Here is a 15,053-nt window from a genome sequence, read left to right on the forward strand (position 1 = left end):
CCGAACCTCGAAACAGCCCCTACCCGGTTACGACGGCCGCCGATGCAGCATGACGACCTCGAACTCCTCGATGCTGCGCAGGCTGACCCGAGCCTTCCGGAGCGCCTCGCCGCGCACCGCGGACTGCGCGGCGCGGGAGGACGCCAGCGCGGCCTCGTCCCGGTGGAGTGTGCCGACCGCGGCCCGACCGGCGGCGCGGTCGATGAACAGTGCCGCCGCGACGAGTCCGTCGATGGCTTCGAGCTTCGCGCGTCCGAAGTCCTGGAAGGTCCGCACGTACAGCTCGGCGTCGGCGGGGTCGAGCTCCGTACGGCCCAGGCGCATGAAGGCGCCCTCGGGAACGTCGGGCATCGACGTGTACGACGGTGCTTCCCACTGGTCCGTGGTCACGGAGTCGGCAAACGGCCGGAGCAGTTCCATCCGGCGCTCGCGCAGACGCGTGTCGCTTTGCGCACGGGCGTCCGCGGTCTCCCACCACGAGCTCATCTGGATCTTGCCCAGATCACGGTCGGCGAACAGTCCGAAGCGGCGGTAGCCGGGGTTGTCGGACAACATGCCCGGGGCCTCACGAACGAGCCCGTCCAGAGCGGCGTCGATCTTGGCCGGGTCACCCATCGCGTACATGCTTCGGACGTAGAGCGTCTCTTGCATTGCCATCCATCCCTGTTCTCGACCCGGCAGCAAGGCCCGCCGGGATTCGTGCGGCGGCTTCCATTGCACGGCGGCCCACATCGTGCGGCGATCGCAACTGAGCCAACCGGCGCAAGGGACTCGGCTGCCGCGACGCGCCGGCTTCGGGAGTTCCGCGCCGCACGACCTCCGCACGCGCCGGTACCCGGTTCCTAGACGGCGCGCGGGCGCAGCCGTTCGCCCTGCGGCCCGAACATGATCAGGTATTCGACCGGTCCATCAGGGGCGGCGTTGGCGACTCCGTGAGGTGTACGGGTGTCGAACTCGACGACTTCCCCGGCGGTGAGGACGAGGTCCTGTTCGCCGAGCGCCAGCCACAGCCGCCCGTACAACACGCACAGCCATTCGTAGCCTTCGTGGGATACCTGTCGTGGGCGCAGGGGCTGCTCGCCGTCGGCGGGCAGGATGTGCTTGTGGGCGTGCAGGCCCCCGACGTACCGGGTCAGCGGCAACATCGTCTTGTCCTGCCCGGGGCGCCGCGGCGCGGCACTTCGCGGTCTCTCCGCCGTGGCGGACGCGGTGCCGGTGAGCTCGTCGAGCGTGACGCCGTACGTCTTGGCCAGGCTCAGCAGCGCATCCAGGGTCGGCTTGCGCCGTCCGTTCTCGAAGCGCGACAGCGTGCTGAGGGAGATGCCGGTTGCTCGGCTCACGTCGGTGAGCGTGGCACCGTGCCGCTCGCGCACGGTCCGCAGCCGCGGGCCCATGGCCGCCAGTGCGTCGGCTGTGCCGTCGTCCGTCATTCTCGCCTCACCCCTTCCGGTCTGGCCGTGTTCACTGCCCTGGCCTCCCAGTTTGCCAGGATGGCAAGGGAAGGTCGCGTCGGTCGACCGCGGCACCGCATGATCGGTGCGTCACCACAACCACCCGGGAACCCGAGGAGGGGCCATGTACCAGCCCGTACCAGCCGCAGACCTGCGCCACCGCACCATCGAGGCACCCGCCGGCCGACTGCACCTGGTCGAGCAGGGCACCGGGCCGCTGGTCCTGCTCGTCCACGGCTTCCCGGAGTCCTGGTTCTCCTGGCGGCACCAACTCCCGGCACTCGCGGCGGCGGGATACCGGGCGGTCGCACTCGACGTACGCGGCTACGGCCGCTCCTCCAAGCCGGCCGCGACGCAGGACTACCGGATGCTCGCCCTGGTGGAGGACAACGTCGCCCTGGTGCACGCTCTCGGCGAGGACGCGGCGGTGATCGTCGGACACGACTGGGGCTCGAACATCGCGGCCGGCTCGGCCCTGCTCCACCCCGAGATCTTCCGCGCGGTCGGGCTGCTGAGCGTCCCCTACGCACCGCCCGGCGGCCCCCGCCCCACCGACGTGTTCTCCCGAATGGGCGGGGAGGCGGAGTTCTACGTCTCCTACTTCCAAGAGCCCGGCCGCGCCGAGGCGGAGATGGAACCCGACGTCCGCGGCTGGCTCGCGGGCTTCTTCGCGGCCCTGTCCGCCGACACCATGCCGGCGCGGGGCGAACCCGACCCGCACTTCGTGAGCCGCGGCGGGGGGCGGCTGCGCGACCGCTTCCCGAGCGGTCGGCTGCCCTCCTGGCTGACCGAGGGCGACCTCGACGTGTACGCCGGAGAGTTCGAGCGCACCGGCATGACCGGGGCTCTCAACCGCTACCGCAACATGGACCGCGACTGGGCGGACCTCGCCTCCTACGCCGGCGCCCCCATCAAGCAGCCGTCCCTGTTCATCGGCGGCGGCCTGGACGCCTCCACGACCTGGATGGCCGACGCGATCGGCGCGTACCCGTCCACGCTTCCCGGCCTGGTCTCCTCGCACATCGTGGACGGCTGCGGCCACTGGATCCAGCAGGAACGCCCCGACGAGGTCAACCATCTCCTGGTTTCCTGGCTCGACTCCCTGCCCCCGGCCGCATGACCCGTCCCTCGCCCCAGGCACCCTCTCGACCCACCGCGACTTCCGCCGCCGCGCGGCGCCCGGGTCGAGGGCTCGACAACCTGGGGCCCTGCGGGGCCGAATCCCTGCGCCGGGAGCTCCTTGGTCGAAACCGGTCGGCGGTGTCGGACGGGGGCGGTGCGGCTGCGCGCGTCCTTGCGGTCCGTGAGCGCCGGGGACCGCGCGCGATCAAGACGTCGTCGCGCCGCACCCGTCCGGCCGGTCATCGGGCCGGCAGTTCGTCCAGGCGAGTCATCGAGTCGCGGACGCCGTGCTCCATGCCGCTTTCGATCATCGCGTCACGACTTGCCACCGACGGGAACACCGAGTGGGTGTGCACGCGGGTGCGCCCACCGAGGTCCTCGAAGGTCAGCGTCTCGAGACTGACGTCGGCTCCGCAAGCGCGGGCTGCGGACACTTCGGGGTCAGGATGTGGCCAGAGCCGCTACCGATGACGAACCCGCGGCTCAGGACACGAAACACCGCCGGAGTCCGGAGTACTGATATTCCGGCTGTAGTTCGTGATCATCCGTCGGGCAGAGTAGGGGCATGTCCACGTACGAGACGATGTCGTTCCACCTTGAGACCGAGCGGCTCACCCTGCGGCCATGGGCCGAGTCGGACGCTGCCGAGTTCTGCGCCCTCCTCTCCGAACGCGGCAAGGAGACGCCCACGGTCGAGCACACCCGGACGGACATCGCGAAGCTGCTCACCGCGACGGAGACCACGGGAATCGCCCTGCTGCCCATCCGGCGCCGTGACGAAGGCGACTTCATCGGCTACTGCGGGTTGATCATCGGCCGCTCCACCGTGGAGGAGCCCGAAATCGCGTATGAGCTGTTCCAGCGCGCGCATGGGTGCGGCTACGCCACCGAGGCGGCCGGCGCGGTGGTCGATGCCGCCACCGCGACCGGGCGAAAGCGGCTCTGGGCGACCGTCGGCGCGTGGAACACACCGTCGTTGCGTGTCCTCGAGAAGCTCGGGTTCGAGCGGGATCGCGTCTCCACGGAAGACAGCGGTGAAGTGGTATGGCTCAAACGCTCGTTGCCGTGACGCGGGATCGTACTCCCGGGGCTGCGTGCTCACATGATCGAGTGCGCTCCGGCAGCACACGCGACTTGAGGGCAGTGGTGGCCGGCTCGGGATCGGGCTCGGTGGTGGCGAAGCCGGTGTTCGTCGAGGCCGGCCAGGCCCTGGCTCGCCTGGAACGTCTCCTCGACGCGCCATCCTGATCCAGCGACCCGCGCCGGCGTCGAATTCTGCGATGTGCGCGGCGGATGCGACACGGGGCCTCGGTCAGGGCTGCGGGATCGCGCGCATGACGGTGTGCCAGGGAGTGGCGTCGAAAATCAACCGGATGTCGGTGATGCGTCCGTCGCTCACCCGGAAGTGTTCGGCGGTGCGCTGGATGCCGACCACGGGGATGGTGGTGTGTACGTCGTAGACCAGGGTGGCCCGGTCGTCCGCGAACAACTCGCTGATCACCTCCACCCGTTCGACGATCGCCACGAACATGTCGAGTCCCGCGAGGTGTTGCTCCGCGTCGTCGGAGGCCATCAGCGGGCTGTCGAAGTGGAACCGGTCGGCGAGAGTCCGGGCCGCGGCGGGCACGTCTCCTCGGAATCGGGCCCGGTGGTAGGCGCGGACGGTGTCGCGGGTGCGGTCGGCGGTCGCGCTCATGCGAGGTTCTCCTTTCCGAGGCCGTCGAGGTGGGCGGCGATGCGTTGTTGGTTCTCCACGACGCGCAGGCACAGGTGGCGGAGCAGGCCGAGTTCGGTGTCGGTGAATCCGTGGAACACGGCCGACATGGCGCGTTGGGTCGGCGCGCGGAAGTCGTCCAGCCACGCGCGACCTGCCGGCGTGATGCGGCCCACCACGGCGCGCCGATCGTGCGGGTCCGGTACGCGCTCGGCGAGTCCGTCGCGTTCGAGGGTGTCGAGGAGTCCCGTGACGTTGCGGGGGCTGACCCCGGCGGCCCGCGCGAGTTCACCCGGCTTCACGCCGGCCTCCCCCGCACCGCCCAGCCTCGCGAGCACGTCGAGCGCCCCGGCACTGAGCCCGCGCCCCTCCGAACCGTGCGCCCGCAACCGCTCGACCGCGTTGTGCGCGGACCGCGCGGCGGCCGCCGCCTCCAGCCGCAGCGTGTCCCCGTCCACGGCGAACTCCACCATGGCGGAGCGTACTTGAGGATCGAAGAGCAGCCCGTCGGCATCCGCCGACAGCCTCTGCGTTTTACTTACGTCCTTCATAATGAAGTTGTATTCCATCACCACGATCCGCGTCAACGGCACCGACCCTCGGGTCGACGAGGACGAGGACGAGGACAGGAGGCGGTGGCCGGCCTCGCATCGGGCGTCGGCTCTGCCGTCGGCGCTGCCCGACCGCGATCAGGATCGCCCGCGTCCCGGACGGCCGACTGCGCGCCGTGGTCGCCGAGTTGCACGTGCCCTATCGGGACGCCGATCCCCCCGATGCCACGTTTCCCGCGGCCAGGATCCGGCGGGCGTTGCGGACCACCGCCTCGTCGATCATCTTGCCGTCTTCGCCGACACAGACCGCCTGTCCCGCGGCAAGCCCGGCCTCGAAGCGTGCGACGAGTCGTCCGGCGCGCTCGACGGCCTCCGGCGAGGGGGTGAAGACGTCGTGAACGACACCCAGTTGATCGGGGTGGATGCATGCACGCGATCGGTAGCCGAGACGACGCAGCCGTTCGGTGGAACGACGCAGGGCGTCCAGGTCACGGTAGTCGGTCGACACGGGGCCGACCGGAGGAGCGATGCCGGCAGCCGCCGAAGCGAGCACGATCCGGGACCGGATCGGGAGGAGTTCCGATTCGTCGTCACCGGGTTCGATGCCCAGGTCCGCGCACAAGTCCGCCTCGCCGACCTGGAGTCGAGTCACGCGGGGCGCACGGGCGATGGCAGGTGCGGCGAGGATCGCCGCCGCGTCCTCCAGCAGCGGGGATACCTGGGTCCGGCCCACGTCGATGCCCGTTTCGTGTTCCCGCTCGGTGAGGACGTCGTGCAGTGCGCGCAGTTCGTCGAGACCCGCGCACTTGGCCTGGACCAGACCGCGCAGGGCGGGCGTGACGACGGCACGGGCGTCGGCGAGGCCCGGCGTACCGGAGTTGACGCGGACCCAGATCGCGCATCGTCCTTCGGGGTCCTGCCGGGTCAGCCAACGCGCGACCTCGGCGCGCACGGCGGATCTGGCCGAGGCGGGCACGGCGTCCTCGAGGTCGACGATGACGGCGTCCGCACCTCGGGACAGTGCCTTTTCGAGCATGGCGGGTCGGTCCCCGGGAACGTAGAGCCATGAACGGCCGGTCATCCGCTCCGCCTGTCCGACTCGCGGTGGACTCGGCCACCCAGCACGGCAGTTGGGCCGGCCGCGGGCTTCGGGAGGACGTGCTCGATGACGGTGATGATGTCTCCTCGCGGGCGCGCAAGGCACGATTGTGGGCGGACTGCGCAGTCGTGCGGCGGGAGCGGGATGCTTCGCCACCATAGGCGCGGTCGTTCCCAGGATCAAGGTTGCGATTCGCCGGGTGAACCGACCACGCCGGCACCTACCTCCGGGCGACCGTAACGTGGACCACGGGACGGTCCGCCGCCCGCCACCACCGCGCCACGACTCCTCGACACCGAACGCCCACCGGGAAGGGACCGCGCTCGCATGGGAATCCGCGAAGAGATGACCACCCTCGTCCGACACGAAGGCGAGTGGGAAGGCACCTACGTCTACATCGACGAGGACGGCACGGTGACCGACCGGCACCACGCCCACCTGACGTGTGCGTTTCCCGAGGACGGCGCCCACCCGTACCTGCAGACGAACCGGTACCGCTGGGACGACGGCCGCTCCGAGGAGTTCCTCTTCCCTGCCACCTACAAGGACGGGCGGATCCATTTCGACACCGAGCGGATGAGCGGCCACGCTTGGGACGTCGACGACAGGATCACGGTTTTGACCTGGACGTACACCCACGACCCCTCGGGCTATTTCTACGAGATGATCCACCTTTCCGAGGACGGCAACGCACGTTGCCGCACATGGCACTTCATCCAGGACGGCCGGTGCACCCGGCGGGTCCTCATCAACGAGCGCCGCATCCGCCCTTGAACGGCGACGAATTCCCACGATCGGAGACGAGTTCCCACGATCGGCGGCGAGTTCCCGCCTTCGGAGGCAGGCGAGTTCCCGCGAACGGCGCCGCGTGGCTCGGGGCCGCCGACGAACCGCGGGAGAACGCACGCCGCCGTGGCTCCGGATCGAACGCGGCCGCCCGCACGGGAAGGCCGCGTTCGATCCGGCCGCCCGCGTGAGCGGCCGTCGTGCTCAGGGGCCGGTGTGGCCCACGGCCTCCGCGTAGAAGGAGCGGTCGACGAGCTTGTCCTCCGGCAACGCCGGTGCCTCGACCACCTTGCCCTCGATGTACATCTTCTGGACCCGGTCGGTCGTGCCGCCGCGGATCTCCCAGTCGACCACCTGCGCGGGCACGGACCTGAGCAGTTCGGGCTTGCTGCCCAACGTCACCGCCAACTCCTGGACGAACGCCGGGTCCTGCTTGTAGTCACCCGCGAAGTACGTGTTCACGGTGCGGATCAGCGCGCGCAGGAACGCGACGCCGGCGTCCCGGTTCTTCGCCAGGAGGTTTTGCCCGTAGAGCATTCCGCCGAGCGGCTCGCCGACCGGCTGACCGCCCAGGAAGGTGTACTCGGGCTTGCCCTCGAAGTCCTTCCAGATCGGGTCGAGCAGCCAGGCCGCGTCGATGCCGCCGTTCTTGAATGCCTCGGGCACGCCCGCGCCGTCCAGTTGCTGGAAGGAGACATCGGTGGGCTTGGTCTTGTGCTGGGCGAGCACGCTCTCGATCGGGTACATGATCACCGACGTCTTGCCCACCAGCGTGCCGAAGCGCGCGTTCTTCAGGTCGACCGCGTCCCCGGTCTTGCCGTCCTTGACCCGGGCCCAGACCCCGGTCTTGGATTCGGGAGCCACCGAGTAGTTGCCCGCGACCCACTTGATGTCGAAGCCCTGCTTGACCGCGTTGACCATGCCGGCCTCGGGCGCCGAATACAGCACGTCCACCTGGCCCTTGGCGAGCAGCGTGATCGCGTCGGTGGCCGGCATCTGCTTGAGCTCGACGTCCAGGCCTTCCTTCGCGAACTCGCCCTTGGCGATCGCGGTGCGCAGCGGACCGAGGTATTCGGCCGACAACGATCCCGCCGTCACGGTGATCTTCGCCTTCTGCGCGAGCGGCTTGGCGGCGGGCGAACCCGCCGCGCAGCGCGCCGGTTTGCGGGTCGGAGCCAGGTCGGCCGGATCGGTCCAGGCGTGCTCACATCCCGCGACCGCCTCGATCGGGCGCTTGGGCTGCGGGGTCTTGTCCCGGTCCGAACCGGAGTCGGCGGAACCGCCGCATCCGGCGAGCAGCACGCTACACGCCAACAGTGCGGTGGTCGTCAGGAATCCGCGTCTCGCCATGATGTGCCTTTCGGGGTCGGTGCGCCGAGGTGTGGTCGGGAGGCCGCGCACGAAGCGGCCCGGCCGAGGTGGTGGCGTCGCGTCGGAACTGCGCTGAGGTGGTGGTATTGCGTCGGAACCGGGTCGAGGTGGTGGTATCGCCTCGGGGCTGCGTCGAGGTTGACGTCGCGTCAGGACTGCCCGGGACCGCGGTCGCGGGGTGCCCACGGAGTGCACAGTCGGCCCACGTAGCGGATCAGCTCGGAGAAGAGCACGCCGACGATCGCGACCACGATGATCCCGACGAACATCGCGCGGTTGTCGAAGAGTTGGCGCGAATTGAAGATCACGTAGCCCAGGCCCTTGTTGTCGGGCGAGGCGATCCCCTCGGAGGCGATGATGACCAGGACCGCGACGCCCGCCGAGATCCGCAGGCCCACCATCACCTGCGGCAGCGACGCGGGCAGCAACACGTGTCGGAACATCTGCCAGGGACCGGCGCCGAAGACCGCCCCGGCCTCGCGGTAGCCGTCGGGCACGGCGATGACCGCGGCCATCGTGGCGATCCAGACGAAGAAGAACACCGTCACCGCGACCAGCGCGATGTGCGGTGCCTCGCCGAGACCGAACATGGTCATGAAGATCGGCAGGAGCGCGAGCTTGGGCACCACGTACAGGGCGTCCAGGGTGGGTTCGAGCGCGGCCCGGACCAGCGCGTTGGTACCCATCAGGAGGCCGACCACGAATCCGCCGAGGGCGCCGATCGCGTAGCCGGGCAGCACCCGGGCCAGCGTGGCCCACACGTCCGGCCACAGCTTGCCGTCGGTGGCGTCGGTCCAGCCGTCCGCGACGATGGTCGAGGGCGCGGGGTAGAGCCGGTCGTCGATCCACCCCTGGTTCGCGGCGAGTTGCCACCACAGCAGGAGCACCACGGGAACGGCGACGGCCAGGCCGATCTCCAGGAGTCGCCGTCGCGTCCGCGCCCGGCCCGGGTCGCGTTCGGCGGTGCCCGGCTCGCGGACCAGCACCCGGATCGACGCGTTGTCCTTTACGGTGACCGTCACGACGCGACCTCCTCCTTGTCCTTCTCCTGGTCCCTCTTGCGGTCCTGCTTCTGCTTGCCGCCCTGCTTCGGGTCCCGGTCCTGCTCCCGGCTGGTCTCCTGCTCGCGGGTGGTCGTCGTCTCGACCTCCCCGCGCAGCAGTTCCCACAGTTCGGCCTGCATCGCGGCGAACTCCGGTGACCTGCGCACCTCTCCGGTACGCGGGCGGACGAACGGCGGTACCCGCTCGGCGATCACTCGACCCGGCCGCGCGGACATCACCAGGACGCGGTCGCCCAGCACCAGCGCCTCCTCCAGGCTGTGCGTGACGAACAGGACGGTGCGCTTGTCCGCCTGGCAGATCTCCAGGAGTTCGTCCTGCAGGATCGTCCGCAACTGCGCGTCCAAGGCCGCGAACGGCTCGTCCATGAGCAGGATTTCCGGCTCGACCGCGAGCGCGCGGGCGATCGACACACGCTGCTGCATCCCGCCGGACAGAGCCGCGGGATAGCGGTCGGCGAAGTCCGCGAGGCCGAGTCGACCCAGCCAGTCGCGCGCTCGCGCGTTCGCCTCCTTGCGTGGCACCCGGCGCAGGTCCAAGCCGAACCGAACGTTGGCCAACACCGTCTTCCACGGGCTGATGCCGTAGTTCTGGAACACCATCGCGGCGGGGTTCGCGGTCGCCGCCGTCACCTCGACCCGGCCGGCGGTCGGCTTGACCAGGCCGGCCACGATCCGCAGGAACGTGGACTTGCCGCACCCGGACGGGCCGACGATGCAGCAGAATTCCCCGGCTTCGACGTCCAGATCGAGTGGGCCGAGCGCGTGCACCCGGCTCGCGCCGCGACCGAATCGGCGCTCGACCCCTGCGGCTCGGATCCTGCCGGCCTGCGCGGCCGGTTCGGGCAGCTCCTGGCCCACGTGTCTCACCCCTGAAGTCCGTGCGGTCCGTGCAATCCGTCGATCCGTCGCGATCCGTCTGCGTCCGGCGCCCGTATGCGTCCGTGTTCGAGCGCACCCGGTGTCCCCACCGGAGTCGATCATTCCGTTCGACCGGCGTGACGATATGACGATGCGTCAGATTTCTCAATCGATCGAATCGACAAGATGACATTGATCATGAGATGTGTCCGCCACGAGACCCGACGGAGTCTCTGGCGTGCCCGACAGTGCCGTCAGCGTCGTCTTCGCACAGGCTCGATGCGGCGAATCCGGCCGTGGAACCGATATTCACGACCGGCCGCATCCGTCCCCACCCACCGTCACTATCGAAACGGTTGCGTTTCGATGACAACACCTCTAGCGTTAGCGAAACGACGTCGTTTCGCTAATTCAACCGACGAGGTACCCTCGCATGCACACCGACCCGACCGGGACCACCGACTCGGCGCCCTCCGGCCGGCGTTCGCGGCTGACCCCCGAGCGCGAGGCCGAGTTGTACGTGGCCACGCTCGACCTGCTCCGTGAGACGGGCTACGCCGCGTTGACCATGGAGGCCATCGCCGCGCGGGCCAAGGCCAGCAAGGCGACCCTGTACCGCCAGTGGCAGAGCAAGCCGCGCCTGGTCGCGGCGGCGCTGCGGCACAACAAGGGCGCGTCCCTGGTCGGCCTGGACACCGGTTCGCTGCGCGGCGACCTGTACGAGACCGTGCACCGGATCGCGTACGGAGCCGCCCCCGACACCGCGCTGCTCGCGAGTGTCGCGCACGCCATCCTGGGCGATCCCGAACTCGGTCTGGCGGTACGGGAAGCCATCGTCGATCCCGAGGCGGCGGTGCTCGACCGGGTGCTCGCGAACGCCGTCGCGCGCGGCGAAGTCGCCCCGGACAACCCGGCGGTGGGCCTGCTGGCACACCTGTTGATCGGCGCGGTGACCGGCCGACCGCTGATCGAGGGCTGTATCGCCGACGAGGAATACCTACAGCGCTACCTCGACGCCGTCGTGCTCCCGGCGCTGCTCCGGCACTGAACCGCCGGCCGCAGGCCATTTCCCGAAGCGCGTCCTCTCCCACCCGACAGGAGCAGTTTCGCCATGCCACAAAACACCGCCGCCCCGGCCGTGGCACCACCGATCCCGGCCGCTGCCGCCGCCGTACCCCGCCGCTGGTGGATCCTCGCGGTGATCGCGCTGGCCCAGGTCACCGTCGTCCTGGACGCCACCATCGTCAACATCGCCCTGCCCTCCGCACAGCGGGACCTCGGCTTCTCCGACGGCAATCGCCAATGGGTGGTCACCGCCTACGCCCTCGCGTTCGGCAGCCTGCTGCTGCTCGGCGGCCGGATCGCCGACCTGTTCGGCCGCCGAAACGCCTTCCTGATCGGCCTGTTCGGCTTCGCGCTGGCCTCCGCCGCCGGCGGCGCCGCGCCGAACTTCGAGGTACTGGTGGCCGCCCGGGCCCTCCAGGGCGTCTTCGGCGCGCTCCTCGCCCCGGCCGCACTGTCGCTGCTCACCACCACGTTCACCGACCCGGCCGAACGCGCCAAGGCCTTCGGCGTGTTCGGCGCCGTCGCCGGCGCGGGCGGCGGCGTGGGACTGCTCCTGGGCGGCGTACTGACCCAACACCTCGACTGGCGCTGGTGCCTGTACGTCAATCTGATCCTGGCCGGCCTCGCCATCGTCGGCGGGGCCCTGCTGCTCGGCAGGCACGAGCGCGCCGCCGACCGCCCCCGCCTGGACCTGCCGGGCACATTGGCGGTCTCCGCCGGTCTGTTCGCGCTCGTCTACGGCTTCTCGCACGCGGAGAGCGACGGTTGGCGCGACCCGATCACCTACGGCTGCCTGATCGCGGCCGTCGTACTGCTCGCCGTCTTCGCTCGCATCCAGACCGTCGTGGCCAACCCGCTCCTGCCGCCGCGCGTACTCCTGGACCGCGACCGGGGCGCCGCCTTGATCGGCATGCTCGTGGCCGGCGCCGGCATGTTCGGCATCTTCCTGTTCCTGACCTACTACATGCAGCAGACCCTGCACTACAGCCCGGTGAAGACCGGACTGGCCTTCCTGCCCATGGTGTTCGGCATCATGCTCACCGCGACCAGCGCGACCGTCGTGCTGCTGCCGCGCTTCGGGCCCAAGCCGATCGTGCCGACCGGGATGGGCCTGGCCGCGCTCGCCCTGCTCCACATGACCCGCCTGGACCTGGACAGCGCGTACGCGACCGACCTGATGCCCGGTCTGATCGTGTTCGGCGCGGGCGTGGGACTGGTCATCGCCCCCTGCATGAGCGCGGCCACGTTCGGCGTGCGCGCGCAGGACTCCGGGGTGGCCTCGGCCGCGGTCAACACCGTGCAGCAGGTCGGCGGTTCGGTCGGCATCGCGCTGCTGAGCACGCTGTCCGCGTCGGCCGGCTCGGACTACCTGAAGGACCATCGGGCCGGCCCGGAGACCTTCGCCCGCGCCGCGCTGGAGAGTTACGCCACCGCCTACCGCTGGTCCGCCGCGTTCTTCGCCGTCGGCCTGGTCGCCACAGCCCTGCTCTTCCGTCGCGGCGCCCCCGTGGTCGACCCGAACGCGGCCCCCACCGTGCACATGTAACCCACAGCCCACGCGCCCATCGCACAAGACCCGACCTGCGAGCTCGTCAAAGAAGCCGCATGTGGTGGGTGCGAAGCCGGGCATGGTTCACAACGCTCCGGCTGAGGGGAACAGGGCGATGAGGCAGGTCGACACGATCACGGGCGATCAGTCGTCGAAGTACGCCCTTGCGACCGCGTAAGTGTCCTCGTAGAGGTGGTAGCGGGTGATTCGCCCGTCCCGGACCGTGGTGTGCAGGACGAACGCGGTGTCGATGTCCCGGCCCGTCTTCTTGACCTCGGAGACCATGCGTCCGATCAACACCACGTCGTCGCCCTCGGTGACGACCTGGCGGAGGTCGAACTCCTTGGGCTGCACGTGCGTCCCCAGCAGCTCGAAGAACGTCCGCATACCCTCCGCCGAGTCGACCTCCGGTACCCACGGAATGCCCGGCGGGTGCGGGATCGAGAACGACACCGCGTCGGCGAACAGCCCTGCCGCCTCTGCGGTTTTGCCCTCGGCGAGCAGCGGGAACAAGCGTTGAACGGTCTGCGCCGGCGACTCTGCTGTCATGTGGTTCGGCCTTTTCCGTCAGGGCGATTGCATCGCCGATGCGGTCCGGCACACATACTACGGCCGTGCCGTGGCCGGGAAACCGCGCGCGCTCCGGGCCGAGTAATCGTGGGTGTCCCGGAACGGATGGCGTGGCCTTCACCGGGTAGGCACCCGCGACAACACGATCCGGGAGGCCGGTTTTGAGCGAGGCGATGCGGGCCAAGGGATGGGCACGGGCGTTCCCCGTGGAGACGGGAGTCGGCGCCGGGCGGCGATGGGCCAGGGAACGCCTGGCCATGCTGGAATGGACCGAGGACGCCCCCGAGACGGTGGACGCGATTCTGCTCGTGGTCACCGAACTGGTCACCAATACTCACCTGCACGCCCACACTCGCGCTCACGTGGTCATCTCCTGGGACGGCCATTGCCTGCATGTCCACGTGTGCGACGACGACCCCACTCTGCCGACACCACGAACCCCCGACACCCTCACCCCCGGCGGACGGGGCCTCGCCCTGGTCGACGCCGTCACCGACGACTGGAACATCCACCCCCACCGCCACGGCAAAACCATCGACACCTGCTTCCGCCCTCCGACACCGGGCGAGTCGACGACACCGTGAGGCAACTCCCCAGTGCGGTACGCAGGATGGCCACACACCCGGGGCCTGCGAGATCGCACGTCCTCGCCCGGAAGGACCACGACGGCGGTCGGCCGTTGTCCGCGATCCGGCGCCGAGTCCGTCAATCCCGGGGCGCGGCTTCGGGACCGACGTCCCCCGGGAGCAACGGCCGCATGAACGTGCGCTCGTAGCGCACGACACAACCGCTCTCGTCCCGAATGCGGTCCGCTGCCACGAAGTCCGGATCCACTCCGAACAGGTCGCGGTACTGCTCGTAGGCGGCCAGGCTCGGGAAGGTGAACAGGGCCAGGGCCCGGTCGCTCGCCCCCTCGGCAGGCAGGAAGTAGCCATGATGGATTCCACCGTGGCGACCGACCAGTTCCATCCAACAACGCCCGAACCGTTCGAACGCCTCGATCTTGGCGGGATCGATCGTGTAGTCGACGACGCAAGTGATCACCCGAACATCCTTCCCCTCCGCAGAGCTTCCAGTCACGGTCGTCCGGCAGCGCGGCGTAGCGACCGAGGCAGAGGCTTCCGGACGTCGTTTGTCGATAGTGGTGGCCGGGCGGCATGATCGGCGGCGTCGCGGTAAGACTTGGAGAACGCCTTGTCGGTCACTCGCGCGGTCGGGTGCGCCGACACCGAACCGGCTGTACGTACGGCTGCCGGCCGTTCGTTCCGCCGAGACAGGAGAGCTTGGATGACGCTCGCGCGCGGAGGATGGATGCCCGACGGAACGCCCGGAACCGTGTTGGCGGTCGCCATTCTCATCCTCCTCTTCGGGATACTCGCCGTCGGCCTGTGGACCAGGAACAGAAAGCGCAACTGACGTCCCGCGCCTCCGCCTCGAGCCACCGGGCCCGCAACCGGCGCGCGCAGCACATGCGTTGGGGCTCAGTCGCCTAGGTTGCGGATCAGTCGCCTTCCCCGACGACAGCGCGAGACAACGAGCCCCGTCGATCCCTCACCCGGTGCCGGGAGCATCCGTGCTTCTCCCCGCGTTCCGCTGGCAGCGCATGGGGTGTCGCCTTCTGGGCAGAGAAGGCGGTATGAGGGTGCTCACGGACCTGGGCGGGCCACGTCCGCCGCGCAACGATCCTTCTCCGCCCCACACGGCCGCACCATGGCCCGGCGCGGAAAGTCGGCGTGGTTCATGGCGCTGGTTCCGGGCCCGGATGCTCGGGGTCGGCCGCCCCGTCCACCAGGCGGTGGTGAGGGCGAGTTCGTCCGCCAGAGTGCGGTCGGTGCCCTCGTCGACATCATGAGC

17 protein-coding genes are annotated in these 15,053 nt (G+C 69.7%); 6 read left to right on the top strand and 11 right to left on the bottom strand.

Annotated features, from left to right (window positions below; all coding sequences use genetic code 11):
• Positions 1–27: 27 nt before the first annotated feature.
• Both OG948_RS40725 and OG948_RS40730 read right to left on the bottom strand, forming a co-directional pair.
• The gene (locus tag OG948_RS40725; RefSeq protein ID WP_331770012.1) at positions 28–657 is read right to left on the bottom strand and encodes a hypothetical protein; all 630 of its coding nucleotides are present in this window, start codon (positions 655–657) and stop codon (positions 28–30) included.
• A gap of 185 nt (positions 658–842) precedes the next feature.
• On the bottom strand, positions 843–1,430 hold the full coding sequence (locus OG948_RS40730) for a helix-turn-helix domain-containing protein (RefSeq protein WP_331770013.1): 588 nt from the start codon (positions 1,428–1,430) through the stop codon (positions 843–845).
• 145 nt (positions 1,431–1,575) lie between these two features.
• Between OG948_RS40730 and OG948_RS40735 the strand changes: the two genes are divergently transcribed.
• The gene (locus OG948_RS40735; protein ID WP_331770014.1) at positions 1,576–2,571 is read left to right on the top strand and encodes an alpha/beta hydrolase; all 996 of its coding nucleotides are present in this window, start codon (positions 1,576–1,578) and stop codon (positions 2,569–2,571) included.
• A 241-nt stretch (positions 2,572–2,812) separates the two neighbouring features.
• On the opposite strand, the gene OG948_RS40740 is transcribed toward OG948_RS40735, so the two are convergent.
• Complete coding sequence (locus OG948_RS40740) at positions 2,813–3,007, bottom strand: hypothetical protein (protein ID WP_331770015.1); 195 nt, start codon at positions 3,005–3,007, stop codon at positions 2,813–2,815.
• A gap of 131 nt (positions 3,008–3,138) precedes the next feature.
• Between OG948_RS40740 and OG948_RS40745 the strand changes: the two genes are divergently transcribed.
• Positions 3,139–3,642, top strand: a complete 504-nt coding sequence (locus OG948_RS40745; protein WP_331770016.1) for a GNAT family N-acetyltransferase — start codon at positions 3,139–3,141, stop codon at positions 3,640–3,642.
• A gap of 243 nt (positions 3,643–3,885) precedes the next feature.
• On the opposite strand, the gene OG948_RS40750 is transcribed toward OG948_RS40745, so the two are convergent.
• The 3 genes from OG948_RS40750 to OG948_RS40760 form a co-directional block, all read right to left on the bottom strand.
• Positions 3,886–4,269: a nuclear transport factor 2 family protein gene (locus tag OG948_RS40750; protein WP_331770017.1), complete on the bottom strand. Its 384-nt coding sequence runs from the start codon at positions 4,267–4,269 to the stop codon at positions 3,886–3,888.
• The gene (locus OG948_RS40755) at positions 4,266–4,874 is read right to left on the bottom strand and encodes a MarR family winged helix-turn-helix transcriptional regulator (RefSeq protein ID WP_406300567.1); all 609 of its coding nucleotides are present in this window, start codon (positions 4,872–4,874) and stop codon (positions 4,266–4,268) included. Before OG948_RS40755 ends, OG948_RS40750 begins: the two co-directional genes overlap by 4 nt.
• 163 nt (positions 4,875–5,037) lie before the next feature.
• A complete protein-coding gene (locus OG948_RS40760; RefSeq protein WP_331770019.1) occupies positions 5,038–5,919 on the bottom strand; it encodes a CoA ester lyase in 882 nt (293 codons plus the stop codon).
• A gap of 345 nt (positions 5,920–6,264) precedes the next feature.
• Between OG948_RS40760 and OG948_RS40765 the strand changes: the two genes are divergently transcribed.
• Positions 6,265–6,711: a DUF3598 family protein gene (locus tag OG948_RS40765; RefSeq protein ID WP_331770020.1), complete on the top strand. Its 447-nt coding sequence runs from the start codon at positions 6,265–6,267 to the stop codon at positions 6,709–6,711.
• A gap of 216 nt (positions 6,712–6,927) precedes the next feature.
• Here OG948_RS40765 and OG948_RS40770 read toward each other — a convergent pair whose 3' ends face one another.
• The 3 genes from OG948_RS40770 to OG948_RS40780 form a co-directional block, all read right to left on the bottom strand.
• Positions 6,928–8,073, bottom strand: a complete 1,146-nt coding sequence (locus OG948_RS40770) for an ABC transporter substrate-binding protein (protein ID WP_331770021.1) — start codon at positions 8,071–8,073, stop codon at positions 6,928–6,930.
• Between the two features lie 170 nt (positions 8,074–8,243).
• Entirely contained in the window at positions 8,244–9,116 is an 873-nt protein-coding gene (locus OG948_RS40775) for an ABC transporter permease (RefSeq protein WP_331770022.1), read from the bottom strand.
• Complete coding sequence (locus OG948_RS40780; protein WP_406300888.1) at positions 9,113–10,003, bottom strand: ABC transporter ATP-binding protein; 891 nt, start codon at positions 10,001–10,003, stop codon at positions 9,113–9,115. Before OG948_RS40780 ends, OG948_RS40775 begins: the two co-directional genes overlap by 4 nt.
• Before the next feature lie 445 nt (positions 10,004–10,448).
• Here OG948_RS40780 and OG948_RS40785 point away from each other — a divergent pair, with 445 nt between their 5' ends.
• Complete coding sequence (locus tag OG948_RS40785) at positions 10,449–11,063, top strand: TetR/AcrR family transcriptional regulator (RefSeq protein ID WP_331770024.1); 615 nt, start codon at positions 10,449–10,451, stop codon at positions 11,061–11,063.
• A 63-nt stretch (positions 11,064–11,126) separates the two neighbouring features.
• Complete coding sequence (locus OG948_RS40790; RefSeq protein WP_331770025.1) at positions 11,127–12,626, top strand: MFS transporter; 1,500 nt, start codon at positions 11,127–11,129, stop codon at positions 12,624–12,626.
• A gap of 147 nt (positions 12,627–12,773) precedes the next feature.
• Here the strand turns inward: OG948_RS40790 and OG948_RS40795 are convergent, their stop codons facing one another.
• On the bottom strand, positions 12,774–13,178 hold the full coding sequence (locus OG948_RS40795; RefSeq protein WP_331770026.1) for a nuclear transport factor 2 family protein: 405 nt from the start codon (positions 13,176–13,178) through the stop codon (positions 12,774–12,776).
• 182 nt (positions 13,179–13,360) lie between these two features.
• Here OG948_RS40795 and OG948_RS40800 point away from each other — a divergent pair, with 182 nt between their 5' ends.
• A complete protein-coding gene (locus OG948_RS40800; RefSeq protein ID WP_331770027.1) occupies positions 13,361–13,783 on the top strand; it encodes an ATP-binding protein in 423 nt (140 codons plus the stop codon).
• A 121-nt stretch (positions 13,784–13,904) separates the two neighbouring features.
• Here the strand turns inward: OG948_RS40800 and OG948_RS40805 are convergent, their stop codons facing one another.
• Positions 13,905–14,243 carry an NIPSNAP family protein gene (locus tag OG948_RS40805; RefSeq protein ID WP_331770028.1) on the bottom strand — a complete coding sequence of 113 codons (339 nt, stop codon included), beginning with the start codon at positions 14,241–14,243 and terminating at the stop codon, positions 13,905–13,907.
• Between the last annotated feature and the right edge of the window lie 810 nt (positions 14,244–15,053).

The sequence above is a fragment of the Embleya sp. NBC_00888 genome (assembly GCF_045207655.1).
Taxonomy (GTDB): Bacteria; Actinomycetota; Actinomycetes; order Streptomycetales; family Streptomycetaceae; genus Embleya.